The sequence below is a fragment of the Ramlibacter sp. genome, from assembly GCF_035548915.1.
Classification (GTDB): domain Bacteria; phylum Pseudomonadota; class Gammaproteobacteria; order Burkholderiales; family Burkholderiaceae_C; genus Ramlibacter.
Genome location: NZ_DASZSE010000024.1, coordinates 40,525 through 53,292 on the forward strand (window position 1 = coordinate 40,525; position 12,768 = coordinate 53,292).

Sequence of the window (12,768 nt, forward strand, 5' to 3'; positions counted from 1 at the left end):
AGCGATGGCCGACTACGACAAACCCCTGCCGGCACTCACCGACGAGAACCGGCCTTTCTGGGAAGCGTGCCGCGCAGGCGTGCTGAAGCTGCAGAAGTGCGAATGCGGCCATCTGCGCTACCCGATCGCGCGCTTCTGCCCGCGGTGCCTCTCCTCGGTCTTCGAGTGGACGCCGGTGTCGGGGCGCGGCACCGTGTTTTCCTACGTCGTGTTCCACAACGCGTACCACCCCGGCTTCAAGGCGGCGCTGCCCTACAACGCGGCGCTGATCCAGCTCGAAGAGGGGCCGCGCATGTACAGCAACGTGGTCGGCGTGCCCAACGACGCGGTGAAGATCGGCGACGCCGTCGAAGTCACGTTCGATCCCGTCACGCCGGAGATCACCATCCCGCGGTTCAAGCCGCGCTGAGGAGAAGCCAGCCATGTACAAGGTCGAGACGAGGCAGCCGGCGGCGCGCTGCTTCGAGGATTTTCCCGAGGGCAGCGAAATGCCCGAAGTCGTCAAGGGCCCGATGACTGCCGGCCATCAGGTGCGCTGGGCGGGCGCCTGCGACAACTATGCCTCGGAGTTCCATCACAGCAGCAGCGCGGCGAAGGAAGTGGGCCTGCCGGGGCTCGTGCTCTCGGGCCCCTTCATGGCGAGCTACATGCTCACCGAGATCACGCACTGGCTGGGGCGCGACGCGCGCATCGCTTCGTTCTGGGACCGCAACAGCGGCAGCACCGTGCCGGGCGACCTCGCGCGCATCCGCGCGCGCGTGACATCGGCGCGGATCGAAGGCGGCAAGGGCGTGCTCGACATCGAATGCGACATCGTGAACCAGGACGGCAAGTCGACCACGCCCGGCGGGCTGGTGGCCGAGCTGCCGCTGCGCGCGAACGGGAGCGGCGGATGAGCGGGAACGCCCAACCGGATGTCGCGGCGATCGAAGCGTCGCTGCGCGCGATGCACGGCCCGATCGGCGAGCCCGACACGATGCCCGTCGAATCGATGGCGGTGCGCCGCATGGCCCTGTGCGTGGAGGATTTCGATGCCATCCACTACGACGAGGCGGCCGCGAAGGCGCGCGGCTACCGCGGCATCGTGGCGCCCTGGCCGCTGCTGTGGCTCGTGTTCTTCAACTGCCGCACGTCGCCGCTGAAGTTCGACTTCGGACGCGCGACGCTGCATGGCGGGGACGCGTACGAATTCCACGAACCCATGATCGTGGGCGACACCATCACCATGACCGCGGCGGTGAGCGAAACCTCCGTGAAGCAGGGCAAGTCCGGACTGATGGGCTTCGTCACCAGCCGCCGGGAATTCCGCAATCAGTTCGGCCAGCTTTGCGCGGTCATGTCCACCACGAACATCCGCCGTTGAACGTCCGGGCCGTCGAATATCCGCTTGTCGAAGGGTCTACGGGATTGACACGAGGCATCGTCCGGCCTAGACTCACCGAATTAAGTTAGCGCTATCATCCAGGAGACAGATTCATGAAGCCGTCCCGCCGGGCCGCATTGCTTGTGGCCGCCGCCGGCATCGCCCTTTCGCCGTTCGCTTCGGCGTTCGCGCAGGGCGCCGCCAGGTTCCCCGATCACCCGATCCGCATCGTCGTGCCGTTCCCGCCGGGCGGCAGCGTGGACCCGCTCGCGCGTCTCATCAGCCAGGAGATGAGCAAGACGTTCAACCAGCAGGTGGTCGTCGACAACCGTCCCGGCGGCAATACCGTGATCGGCACGGACTACGCCGCCAAGGCGCCCGCCGACGGCTACACATTGCTGCTCACGGCTTCGTCGCACGTGACGAATCCGCAGCTCGTGCCGACGAACTACGACGCGCTGAAGGACTTCGTGCCGGTGGCGACCGTGAGCACGGCCGACATGATCCTGGTCACGAATCCGTCGGTGCCCGCGCACAACCTGAAGGAGCTGCTCGCGCTCGCCAAGGCCAAGCCGGGCGCGCTCAACTTCTCTTCGGCCGGCAGCGGCAACCCGAACCACCTGGCCGGCGAGCTCATGAACATGATGGCCGGCGTGAAGACGACGCACGTGCCGTACAAGGGCGGCGCGCCCGCGATCCAGGACCTGGTGGGCGGGCAGGTGCAGTTCAGCTTCGGCAGCCCGATCATCGTGCTGCCCTTCATCAAGGCCGGCAAGCTCAATGCGCTGGCCGTGACGAGCCCGCAGCGCATGGCGATCCTGCCGAACGTGCCGACGATGGCGGAATCGGGCCTGCCGGGTTATGAAGTGAGGATCTGGTATGCGATGCTGGCGCCGGCCAACACGCCGAAGGATGTCGTGGCGAAGATCGGCAACGAGGTGAACCGCATCATGGCGCTGCCCGAGATGAAGGAGAAGCTCGATGCCGCGGGGATGGAGAAGTTCACGATGCCGTCGGACAAGTTCGCTCAGCAGATGAAGGTCGACATGGAGAAGTTCGGCAAGATCATCAAGGAAGCGAATGTGAAGCTGGATTGAGCTTTGGTGGATGTGGATGGCGAAGGGGGCGCCTCGCGGCGTCCCTTCGTATTTCGGTTGTCCCGTCCCGCCGCACCGCCGCCCCGCTCCGTCGCACCGCCCCGCCGCCCCGCTCCGTCGCACCGCCCCGCCGCCCCGCTCCGTCGTCATCCCCGCGAAAGCGGGGATCCAGAGTCGTGCGGTGGAGAAGCCGCGGGATCCCCGCGTTCGCGGGGATGACGAGGGGCTGTCGGGGATGACGAGGGGCTGTCGGGGATGACGAGGGGCTGCCGGGGATGACGAGGGGCTGCCGGGGATGACGAGTGGCTCTGTCGGTGACGACGTGTGCGATTGACCGGCGCGGCCCCTCTCACGCGAGCCGCACGATCTCCTCGCCCGCGGACGGAAACCGTTCCAGCACCATCGGATCGTGCCCCGGAATCACGAGCTGCGGCGAATCCGCGAGCGAATAGATCCGCCGATACGCCTCCAGCGTATCCCCCACGTTGTACACGGCCGGAAACGGCCGCTTCTGCTCGATGTTGGCGTAGAAGTGCGACGCATCGGAGGCCAGCACCATCCAGCCCTTCTCCGTCTTCACGCGCACCACCTGCAACCCGGCCGTGTGGCCACCCATGCGATGCACCGTGAGGCCCGGCGCGATCTCGTCGTCGCCGTCATGAAAGGCAACGCGCCCCTTGAACACCTTGTGCACCATGCTCGCCACATCTTCCGGCTCGAAGTGCACCGAGAGAGGCCGGTGACACATGCAGCGGCCGGTGCAAAACGACATCTCCTCGTCCTGCACGTGATAGCGCGCATTGGGAAACAGGTCGCGGTTGCCCGCGTGGTCGTAATGCATGTGCGTGATGATCACATCCTGCACGTCGGCCGCCTGGATGCCGACCGAGGCCAGCCCCTCGTCGATCGGGCGCGTGATGCGGCGGCCGCGCTTGTCGGCGCCGGCCTGGTCGAAGCCGGTGTCCACCAGCCACGAGCGGTCCCGGCCAACCACGGCCCACACGAAATAGTCGAGCGGCATCGGCACGTCGTGCGTGTCGCCGCCAAGGAAGTTGGCGCTGGAGCGCCGTTCGTGGTGGGCGTACTTGATCGCGTAGACGCGATAGGTCTCGGCAGGACTCGTCATGGCAAGGGAACCTCGGGAAAGCGCGAACGACAGCGCGCGAACGACAGCGTACAGCCCGGATTGTGCCACTGGGATGATAACGCTACCATGCCCGGGTCGAATATCATGAGCCCTCATGGGACTTGGCAAGACGGCTTCGAAGAAGGACGATGCGCCCGAAGGCCGCACCCGGCCCGGCGGGCAGGGTGCGCGCATGCGCGACGTGGCGCACGCCGCGGGGGTGTCGCTGATGACGGTGTCGCGCGCCTTGCGCGAGCCGCACAAGCTCTCGGAGGAAACCCGCAAGCTGGTGCTCGACGCCGTGCAGAAGATCGGCTACGTGCCCAACAGCATCGCGGCCCACCTCGCGTCGAACCGCTCCAACGTCGTCGGGCAGATCGTGCCGAGCATCCAGAATTCGCTCTATGCCGACACCGTGAAGGGCACGGCCGACGTGCTGCGCACCGCGGGCCTGCATCTGCTCATCGCCGACAGCGGCTATTCTCTGCAGGAAGAAGAAGCGCTGATCGGCGCCTTCCTCGCCCAGCGCGTGGCCGGGCTCATCCTGCACAACACCGACCACACGCCCAAGGCGCTGCAGATGATCGAACGCGCCGGCGTGCCGGTGATCGAGACGGGCGACATGCCGCGCGATCCGGTCGACATGGTCGTGAGCTATTCCAATGCCGAAGCCGCCAAGGCCATGACGCTGCATCTCGCGGCGCGAGGCTACCGCCGCATCGGATTCGCGAGCCTGGAGACGAAGAACAACCGCCGCTCGCGCGAGCGGCTGCGCGGCTACCTCGCCGCCCTGAAGACGCTCGGCCGCAGGAAGGACGAGCGGCTCGTGATCGAGACCGCGGGCGGACTCACCGGTGGCGCGCACGCGATGGTCGCCATGATCCAGCGCGCGCCGGACGTGGATGCGATCTTCTTCGCGGGCGACGTGCTCGCGATCGGCGCGCTTTTCGAGGCCCAGCGACGAGGCTGGAAGGTGCCGGGGCGCATCGCGATCGCGGGCTTCGACGATCTCGACATCCTCCAGCACACCGTGCCGAAGCTCACGTGCCTTCGCCTGCCCCGGCTGGAGATCGGCCGCCGCAGCGCCGAAGCGCTGCTGGAGCGCATGCACGGCAACCACGAACGCGTGCGGCTCGACCTTGGGTTCGAAGTGATCCAGCGCGAGAGCACCTGAGCCGCGAGTCGCCAGGCGAAGGGCGTCGCGCGGTCGGCCGTCGAAAGGCGGCCGATCCTCGGGCATTGTCACGTCGCGGCCCGGCACTTGCCTGCCGGCCCCGCCAGGCGCTACAATGTTACCGCTATCATCCCGCGATCATCGATCGGACTCCATGGACACCACCTCGGCCGGCCTGAAGGGCAAGACGGCGCTCATCACCGGCTCCACGTCGGGCATCGGCCATGCGATGGCCCGGGGGCTCGCGCGTGCCGGCTGCGACATCCTCTTGCATGGCATCGAGGATGCGGACACGGTCCGGCCGGCGCAGGCCGCGCTCGAGCGCGAGTGCGGCGTGAAGGTCGCCTATCTGCGGGCCGATCTCGCGGACCCGGCTGCGATCGCCTCGCTCATGGAGGAGGTGCGCCGCCGCCACCGATTGCCCGACGTGCTCGTGAACAACGCGGTCACGCGCCACTTCGCGCCCATCGAGTCGTTTCCCATGGCGCAGTGGGACAAGGCCCTGGCCGTCAACGTCAGCGCGGCGTTCCACCTGATCCAGCTCGCGCTGCCGGCCATGCGCGAACGCGCCTGGGGGCGCGTCTTCAACATGACCTCCGTGTACGGCTCGCGGGCCGTGCCCAACCGCGTCGACTACATCACGTCCAAGGCGGCGCTGCTCGGCATGACGCGCTCGGTGGCCATCGAGACCATCCACCACGGCATCACGTGCAATGCAATCTGCCCGGGCTCGGTGCTCACGCCGAACATCGAATCGCGCGTGCTCGCGCTGATGGACGAAAAGGGCCTGCCGCGCGACGAAGCCGAAAGGCAGTTCCTGGCCGGCAAGCAGCCGATCCAGCGCTTCGTCGACTCGGAGCACGTGGCCGACCTGCTCGTGTTCCTCTGCGGCCCCGCGGGACGCGACATCACCGGCGCCATGCTGCCCATCGAGGGCGGCTGGCTCGCGAGCTGATGGCCGCACCGAGCGAGGCACTCGCGCGGTTCGCCGTGCGCACGCGCACCGGGGATATTCCCGCGGCGATGCGGCACGAGGCGAAGCGCTCGCTCGTCAACTTCTTCGCCACGGCGCTGGCCGGCTGCGAGGACCCGGCGCTCGCCGCCGCATCGAAGGTCTTCGACGGCTTTCGTTCCAGCGATGACTGCACCGTGATCGGACGCGCGCAGCGAACCGATGCGCTGCATGCCGCATCCCTGAACGCGATGAGCGGCAACGTGTTCGACTTCGACGACACGCACCTGCCGACCATCCTCCACCCGAGCGCGCCTGTCGCGCCGGCGTTGTTCGCACTCGCGCAGACGCGGCGCGTGAGCGGCGGCGACCTGCTCGCCGCCTTCGTGGTCGGCGTGGAGGTCGAAGGCCGCCTCGCCAACGCCGTGTCGCCCTGGCACTACCAGCGCGGCTGGCACATCACGTCGACCTGCGGCGTCTTCGGCGCGGCGGCGGCATGCGCTCGCCTGCTCGGCCTGGACGAGCAAAGGATGCGCTGGGCGCTCGGCAATGCGTCGGCCCAGTCGTCGGGCCTCGTCGAAACGCTCGGCAGCATGGCCAAGAGCATCGGCGTCGGCAACTCGGCTGCCAACGGATTGCTCTCGGCACTGCTCGCACAGGAAGGCTTCGAGGGGCCGGCGCTTCCGATCGAAGGTCCGCGCGGGTTCCTGAAGGTGATGGGCCACGAAGCCGATGCGGATTCCATCGCCGAGGGGCTTGGCGAGCGCTGGGAACTCGCGAACAACACGTACAAGCCCTATCCGTGCGGCGTCGTGCTCAATCCGGTGATCGAGGCGTGCCTCGCGCTTTACGCGGACGAGGGCGTGCGTCTGCGCGACGTGTCGCACGCCGAACTGCGCGGGCACCCGCTGCTGCGCCAGCGCACCGACCGTGCGCATCCCGAATCGGGACGCGAAGCGCAGGTGAGCGCGCAGCATGCCGTCGCCGTCGCGCTCGCCACGGGCCGCGCCGGTCTCGACGAATTCAGCGCCGCGAGCGCCGCGCGCGATGACCTGCGCGCGTTCGCGCCGAAGCTCGCGTTCGTCGACGACGCGAGTCTGGGCGTGGAGTCGGCCTCCGTGAGGCTCATCCTCGCAAACGGCAAGGAAGTGGCTCGCGGCATCGCGAGTGCTCGCGGAAGCCTGGCCGTACCGCTCACCGACGCCGAGCTCGAATCGAAGCTGCGTGAACTCTGCCGGTGGGGTGCGAGCGGCTGCGAGGCCGATCCGCTCATCGACGCCCTGTGGTCGCTCGACGGGAGGAGCGACGCGGGCGCGGTCGCCGCGCTTGCCGCGGGGCGGGATTGACGCGCACACTCACATCCATCACTTCAAACAAGGAGTCTCACTTGAACAAGGAACTATTCGAAAAAGGCCTCGCCGTGCGCCGCGCCGTCGTCGGCGAGACGCACGTCGAGCGGTCGCTGAAGAACGCCGACGAATTCAGCATGGCGATGCAGGAGCTCGTCACCGAATTCTGCTGGGGCGAAGTGTGGACGCGTCCGGGCCTCGCGCGGCGCGACCGCAGCATCCTCAACCTCGGGATGATCGCGGCCCAGGGCAAACCGGAAGAGCTGGCCCTGCACGTGCGCGGTGCCATCAACAACGGCCTCACCAAGGACGAGATCAAGGAATGCTTCCTGCAGGTGGCCGTGTACTGCGGCATGCCGGCGGGCCTGGGCGCGTTCAAGGTCGCGCGGGAAGTCTTCAAGGACATGGGTATCTGAAGGAAGGGCCGCAAGATGACGGACAGCAAGCGAACGGACAGCAAGCGAACGGTCGGCTTCGTCGGCGTGGGCGTGATGGGCAACCCCATCGCGAAGCATCTCCTCGCCAAGGGGCATGAACTGATCGTCTACGACCGCAGCGACGCGGCCGTGACGGCGATGGTCGCGCTGGGCGCGAAGGGCGCCTCGAGCGCCGTGGAAGTCGCGGACAGCGCGCCGGTGGTCTTCACGAGCCTGCCGAGCCCGGCGGTATTCACGAACGTGCTCACGCGGGAGCTGAAGGACGGCCGGGCCGTGAAGATCGTCGTCGACCTCTCCACGGTGGGCTCGCGCGCGACGAAGCATGCCGCGGCCGTGCTGCGCGAAAAGGGCATCGACCTCGTCGACGCGCCGGTGAGCGGCGGCGCCGCGGGCGCGAAGGCCGGCACGCTGGCCGTGATGGTGGCCGGCCGCGAGCAGGCGGTGGCCGAAGTGAAGGAGTTGCTGGAAGCCTTCGGTAAACTCTTCATGGTGGGCCCCGAGGCCGGCCAGGCGCAGTTGCTGAAGCTGCTGAACAACATGCTTTCCTCCACCGCCTTCGCGATCACGTCCGAAGCGTTCGTGGCCGGAGTGAAGGGCGGCCTGGACCCGCAGGTGATGATGTCGGCCATCAACGCGGGCAGCGGCAGGAGCGGCGCGTCGCAGGACAAGTTCATGAAGCAGGTGCTGCCGCGCAGCTTCGACTTCGGCTTTCCGGTGGGAAGCGTCTGCAAGGACATCGGGCTGGCGATCGAGGAATGCGAGGCGCTCGGCGTGCCCATGTGGGTCGGCAACACGGTGCGGCAGCTCTGGAATTTCGCCGGCCGTACCGACGGCATGCAGCGCGACATGACGGAGCTCGTGAAATCGATCGAAACCTGGTCCGAAAGGAAGGAGTAAACCATGCAACGCGTGCGCCTTGGCCGAACCGGCCTGCAAGTATCCCGGTTGTGCGTCGGCACGATGACATTCGGCACGCAGGCGAACGAGGGCGAAGCGTTCGCCATCCTCGACGCGTGCGCCGAGGCCGGTGTCGACTTCATCGATTCGGCCGACATCTATCCGCTCGGCTCGAGCGGCGAACTGCGCGGCGAAACCGAACGCATCATCGGCAAATGGCTGAAGGACCGGCGCGAGCGATTCATCGTCGCCACCAAGGGCGGCTCCGACATGGGCCGCCTGCCGTGGCAGGGCGGCACGTCTCGCAAGCACCTGCTGTCGGCGATCGACGATTCGCTGAAGCGCCTGCAGACGGACTATGTCGATCTCTATCAGCTTCATCGCGACGACGCTTCCACGCCGCTCGATGAAACGCTCGAAGCGCTCGACACGATCGTGAAGAGCGGCCGCGCGCGCTATGTCGGCCTGTCGAACTGGTCGGCGTGGCGCACCGCGCGCGCGCTCGGTCGCAGCGAGGCGCTTCGCATCGCGAATGCGGTGAGCGTGCAGCCGCGCTACAACCTCCTGTTCCGGCAGTTCGAGCGCGACCTGTTCCCGATGTGCGAGGAAGAGGGGCTCGCGACGCTTTGCTACAACCCGCTCGCGGGCGGGTTGCTGACCGGCAAGCACCGCGACCTCTCCGCGCCCGATGCCGGCACGCGCTTCACGGTGGGCGGGGCGGCGCAGATGTACCGGGATCGCTACTGGCACGAACGCGAGTTCGAAGCGGTGACGCGCTTCGTCGCGCTTGCGAACGAAGCGGGAATCGCCCCCGTGCGGCTCGCGGTGGCGTGGGTGCTGGCGCAACGCGGCGTGACTTGCGCGATCATCGGCGCGAGCCGTGCGTCGCAGTTGGCGGATTCGCTCGCGTCCGTGGAGGTGCGGATCGATGCCGAGCTGATGCGAAAGCTCGACGAGATGAGCCGGGAGTTTCGCTTCGGCGACGCGGTGCGGTAGGCGAGGGCACGCCCGCGGTCAAACCGGTGCCACGAAAGGATAGGGCAAGGCGGCGCCCTCACGAAACGGCAACGCCACCACCGCCGTTCCGGGCGTCGACTCCACGCCGCGTTCGTTCGTGATGCCGAGCGCGAGATCGATCAATCCGTACGCCGCGGCCTTGCGCTTTTCCGTCACGCGTGCCCACACGCGCAAGGTCTCGCCCACCTGGTTCATCGAGCGAAAGCGGAACGCGGCCTTCCACACCCAGCCTTCCGGACCCGCCCAGTCCTTCAGCAGCTGCAGCACGAACTGCTGCTTGAGCGAACCGTTCACGAGCAGGTCCGGCAACTTGTCGCGGCCGACCGCGAAGTCGCGGTCGTAGTGGATGCGGTGCCAGTTCTCCATCGCCGCGGACCAGCGCATGAGGTGCATCGTCGTGAGCGGGCCCTTGGAGAGCGAGAACTCCTCGCCGACCGGAACGTCCTCGAACTTCACGGCACGCGTCTCAGCAGAGTCCGCCGCGAGCGCAGCAGCAATTCATCGGCCGCGGTCCGGATCTCCGCTTCGATCACGACGACGATGAGCGAGCCCTTGGAGGTCTGCTTTTCCTCGATCGATGCATAACGCTGCCGCACGGCGACCGACTCGCCGTGTCGCGCATAGCGGTAGAACTCGAACTCCGAGCCGCCATTCAAGACCGGCAGATGCGCGAACGCGGCAAGCGGCGGCAGCGATTCCGTCGCGGGCACAACGCCGTCGAAATCCGGGTCCGCCCCGGCGCGCTCGTGCAGGCGGTCGGGCGTGCCGTACGGCCGGCGCAGCATGTGATTCGGAAAGAGCGGTGGCGCGATCGGCCCGCCGTAACGGGAATGCACATCGGCACCGGCATCGGCCGCGTAGGCGGGGTCGTCATCCATGATCGCCTGCGCGAAGCGGCGCACCGCGCCGGCTTCCACCGGATCGCAGGCCGTCTCGGCTTGCGTCCAGACGCCGACGAGCGCAGCGACTTCCGGCGGAATCAGCCCCACACTTCGTCCGGCACCGGCAGGCCCTTCAGGTCTTCGGCCGTGAGCGGCCGATCGGCCTTCGTGCCGCCGTCTTCGAGCATCAGGGCGAGCTGTCGCGTGTGCTGCGCGGCGTGCCACACCATGCGCTCCAGCACGTCGTGCAGCTCGCGGTCACCGTAGTAGGTGGAAACCTTGTACTTCAGCGCGCGATCGGTCTGCGCGTCCCACCACGCCAGGGCGCGGTCGCGAATGCGCGTGCCCCAGGCGACGATGTCTTCGCCCGTCCAGTCGTCCGGCGGCACGTCGGAAAAGCCTTCGACGTTCATGCCCTTGCCTTCGGCCGCGTCGATGCCCATCTCCACCACGCGGAAGATGTGGAAGGCGAGCGCGCCTTTCGTGCGCGGCCGTTCGCGGAATGTCTCTTTCAGCTGCGCGGGCGGGAACTGTCGCGTGATGCGTGCCGCGACGTCCAGGATCGTGCGCAGTTTCGCGAACAGCTGCTCGGGCGGCAGCGGGTCGCCGAGACGCACTTTGAGATCGAGGAACTTCAGCACGTCGCCGAACGATTGGCAGAGTGTGAAGCGGTTGCCGAGCGTGATCACCGGCAGGCCGCGCGCGCCGAGCGCCTTCAGCTCCTCCAGAGCATCCGGCTCGGCGATGGCGTTCACGGAAACGAAATCGATGCCCTGCTTGATGAGAAATTCCTTCGTGCGCAGGCACGACGAGCAGCCGGGTTTCCAGAACAGCTTGATGCGGGCGGGTGCCTGTGCGGATGCACTCATCGGTCTACTCCAGACGAATGTGCGCGGCTTTGACGATGCCGGCGTACTTGCGGCGATCCGCCTCCAGCATGGCGCCGAACCGGTCGGCGTCGAGGTAGTGCGGCTCCTGGCCCTGCGCCGCGAATTTCTCCTTCACGTCGGGCATGGCGAGGATCTTCGCGATCTCGGCGGAGAGCTTCTCGACGATGGGCTTGGGCGTGCCTGCCGCGACGAAGATGCCGTTCCAGGAATTGATGTCGAACGCGGGAAGACCGGCCTGCGCGAAGGTCGGCACGTTCAGGCCCGGCAGGGGCTTCGAGCCGGTGTAGGCGAGCGCGCGCAGCTTGCCAGTCTTGATGTGGCCCGCGACGGCCGTGGGCACGGAGAACATCGCCTGCACCTGGCCGCCGAGCAGGTCGGTGATCGCGGGGCCGCCGCCCTTGTACGGCACGTTGTTGAGCTTCACGCCCGCGATCATTCCGAAGTATTCGCCCGCGAGGTGATTTGGGTTGCCGTTGCCGGAGGTCGCGTAGTTGATCGTGCCGGGCTTGGCCTTGGCAAGCGCGATGAACTCCTGCAGATCGCGCGCGGGCACTTCCGGGTTGACGACGAGCACGAATTCGCTGCGCACGATGTGCGCCACGGGCTGGAAGTCCCGGACGCTGTCGTAGGGCAGGCTTGCCATCAGCAGCGGATTGATGATGTGCGTGCTTGCGGTGTAGAGCAGCGTGTGGCCGTCCGCGGGCGCCTTGGCCACCGCGTCGGTGCCGATGATGGTGTTGCCGCCGGGGCGGTTGTCCACGATCGCGGGCTGGCCGAAGTCCTCGGTCATCTTCTGTGCGATGAGGCGCGCGAGCGGGTCCGTGCTGCCGCCGGCGGGGAAGGGCACGACGATGCGGATCGTGTGGTTCGGGTAGGCGGGCTGCTGGGCGAACGCGGGCGAGGCGAACGCCACGCAGGCGAGGGCGGCCAGAGCCGCTCGGCGAGTGGGAAGTGGAGAGGGCATGCCGGAAGGGGGCGGTGGGGATGGGGTGTGTTAGCGCTATCAGACGAACGATAGTCGCAACCGGTCGTGCTGTCAATGCCGGGAGGCCGTCGGCCTCTCGTCGTCGCACCTCCGTCGCAGCCTCGCCGCATCCCCGTCGCAGCCCCGTCGCAGCCCCGTCGCAGCCCCGTCGCAGGCCCGTCGCAGGCCCGTCACACGTCCGTCGCATGCCCGTCGCATGCCCGTCGCAGCCCCCGTTGCAGCCCCCCTCGCAGCCCCCGTCGCACCATCCTCCTCCCGTCATTCCCGCGAAAGCGGGAATCCAGGGCGTCCTTTACCCGTCACCGCACATCTCGTACGTTCGCTCGCCACGACCCCGCGGCAAAGCTGCGTGTGGGCGGGCCGCGGCGCGCGCTACGGCGTCCGTCGTGCTGCGCTTCGCGCAGCCCTACCGGATTCCCTGCGCCGGGCGACCCCGCGCCCCCGCGGCGCAACTCACTGCGAGTTTGGCGCGCACGCCAAACTCTCCGTTCGAACAAGCGCCGCGAGCCAGAACACGTACGCGCCGCGCGATACGCGCCTGCGGCGCTCTCGTCGCCGCGCTGGGGCGCGGGGCACACCCGCCGCAGGCGCCTGTGCTTT

General features: G+C 67.8%; 15 protein-coding genes. 10 read left to right on the top strand and 5 right to left on the bottom strand.

Annotation, left to right across the window (positions count from 1 at the left end; translation table 11 throughout):
* Positions 1 to 4 precede the first annotated feature (4 nt).
* From VHA82_RS07225 to VHA82_RS07240, 4 genes are all read left to right on the top strand, one after another.
* Positions 5 to 409 carry a Zn-ribbon domain-containing OB-fold protein gene (locus tag VHA82_RS07225; protein ID WP_325541942.1) on the top strand — a complete coding sequence of 135 codons (405 nt, stop codon included), beginning with the start codon at positions 5 to 7 and terminating at the stop codon, positions 407 to 409.
* A 13-nt stretch (positions 410 to 422) separates the two neighbouring features.
* A complete protein-coding gene (locus VHA82_RS07230) occupies positions 423 to 896 on the top strand; it encodes a hypothetical protein (protein WP_325541944.1) in 474 nt (157 codons plus the stop codon).
* Positions 893 to 1,363, top strand: a complete 471-nt coding sequence (locus VHA82_RS07235) for an FAS1-like dehydratase domain-containing protein (protein ID WP_325541946.1) — start codon at positions 893 to 895, stop codon at positions 1,361 to 1,363. The genes VHA82_RS07230 and VHA82_RS07235 overlap by 4 nt, the downstream gene beginning before the upstream one ends.
* 113 nt (positions 1,364 to 1,476) lie before the next feature.
* Positions 1,477 to 2,460, top strand: coding sequence for a tripartite tricarboxylate transporter substrate binding protein (locus tag VHA82_RS07240; protein ID WP_325541948.1), 984 nt, complete (start codon positions 1,477 to 1,479; stop codon positions 2,458 to 2,460).
* Positions 2,461 to 2,809: 349 nt separating this feature from the next.
* On the opposite strand, the gene VHA82_RS07245 is transcribed toward VHA82_RS07240, so the two are convergent.
* On the bottom strand, positions 2,810 to 3,586 hold the full coding sequence (locus VHA82_RS07245) for an N-acyl homoserine lactonase family protein (protein WP_325541951.1): 777 nt from the start codon (positions 3,584 to 3,586) through the stop codon (positions 2,810 to 2,812).
* 115 nt (positions 3,587 to 3,701) lie between these two features.
* On the opposite strand from VHA82_RS07245, the gene VHA82_RS07250 reads away from it, so the two are divergent.
* From VHA82_RS07250 to VHA82_RS07275, 6 genes are all read left to right on the top strand, one after another.
* On the top strand, positions 3,702 to 4,760 hold the full coding sequence (locus VHA82_RS07250; protein ID WP_325541953.1) for a LacI family DNA-binding transcriptional regulator: 1,059 nt from the start codon (positions 3,702 to 3,704) through the stop codon (positions 4,758 to 4,760).
* 154 nt (positions 4,761 to 4,914) lie between these two features.
* Positions 4,915 to 5,715: an SDR family oxidoreductase gene (locus VHA82_RS07255; protein WP_325541955.1), complete on the top strand. Its 801-nt coding sequence runs from the start codon at positions 4,915 to 4,917 to the stop codon at positions 5,713 to 5,715.
* Complete coding sequence (locus VHA82_RS07260) at positions 5,715 to 7,058, top strand: MmgE/PrpD family protein (protein ID WP_325541957.1); 1,344 nt, start codon at positions 5,715 to 5,717, stop codon at positions 7,056 to 7,058. Before VHA82_RS07255 ends, VHA82_RS07260 begins: the two co-directional genes overlap by 1 nt.
* A gap of 41 nt (positions 7,059 to 7,099) precedes the next feature.
* Complete coding sequence (locus VHA82_RS07265; RefSeq protein WP_325541959.1) at positions 7,100 to 7,477, top strand: carboxymuconolactone decarboxylase family protein; 378 nt, start codon at positions 7,100 to 7,102, stop codon at positions 7,475 to 7,477.
* Positions 7,478 to 7,492: 15 nt separating this feature from the next.
* Positions 7,493 to 8,395: an NAD(P)-dependent oxidoreductase gene (locus tag VHA82_RS07270; RefSeq protein ID WP_325541961.1), complete on the top strand. Its 903-nt coding sequence runs from the start codon at positions 7,493 to 7,495 to the stop codon at positions 8,393 to 8,395.
* 3 nt (positions 8,396 to 8,398) lie between these two features.
* Positions 8,399 to 9,391, top strand: coding sequence for an aldo/keto reductase (locus VHA82_RS07275; protein ID WP_325541963.1), 993 nt, complete (start codon positions 8,399 to 8,401; stop codon positions 9,389 to 9,391).
* 18 nt (positions 9,392 to 9,409) lie between these two features.
* On the opposite strand, the gene VHA82_RS07280 is transcribed toward VHA82_RS07275, so the two are convergent.
* Genes VHA82_RS07280 through VHA82_RS07295 form a run of 4 tightly spaced genes read right to left on the bottom strand, consistent with a single transcriptional unit; the run spans position 9,410 to position 12,147 of the window.
* Positions 9,410 to 9,868, bottom strand: a complete 459-nt coding sequence (locus tag VHA82_RS07280) for an acyl dehydratase (protein WP_325541965.1) — start codon at positions 9,866 to 9,868, stop codon at positions 9,410 to 9,412.
* Positions 9,865 to 10,401: an FAS1-like dehydratase domain-containing protein gene (locus VHA82_RS07285; RefSeq protein WP_325541967.1), complete on the bottom strand. Its 537-nt coding sequence runs from the start codon at positions 10,399 to 10,401 to the stop codon at positions 9,865 to 9,867. The genes VHA82_RS07280 and VHA82_RS07285 overlap by 4 nt, the downstream gene beginning before the upstream one ends.
* Complete coding sequence (locus tag VHA82_RS07290; RefSeq protein ID WP_325541969.1) at positions 10,392 to 11,162, bottom strand: glutaredoxin domain-containing protein; 771 nt, start codon at positions 11,160 to 11,162, stop codon at positions 10,392 to 10,394. Before VHA82_RS07290 ends, VHA82_RS07285 begins: the two co-directional genes overlap by 10 nt.
* A 4-nt stretch (positions 11,163 to 11,166) precedes the next feature.
* Positions 11,167 to 12,147: a tripartite tricarboxylate transporter substrate binding protein gene (locus tag VHA82_RS07295; RefSeq protein WP_325541971.1), complete on the bottom strand. Its 981-nt coding sequence runs from the start codon at positions 12,145 to 12,147 to the stop codon at positions 11,167 to 11,169.
* Positions 12,148 to 12,768: the final 621 nt, after the last annotated feature.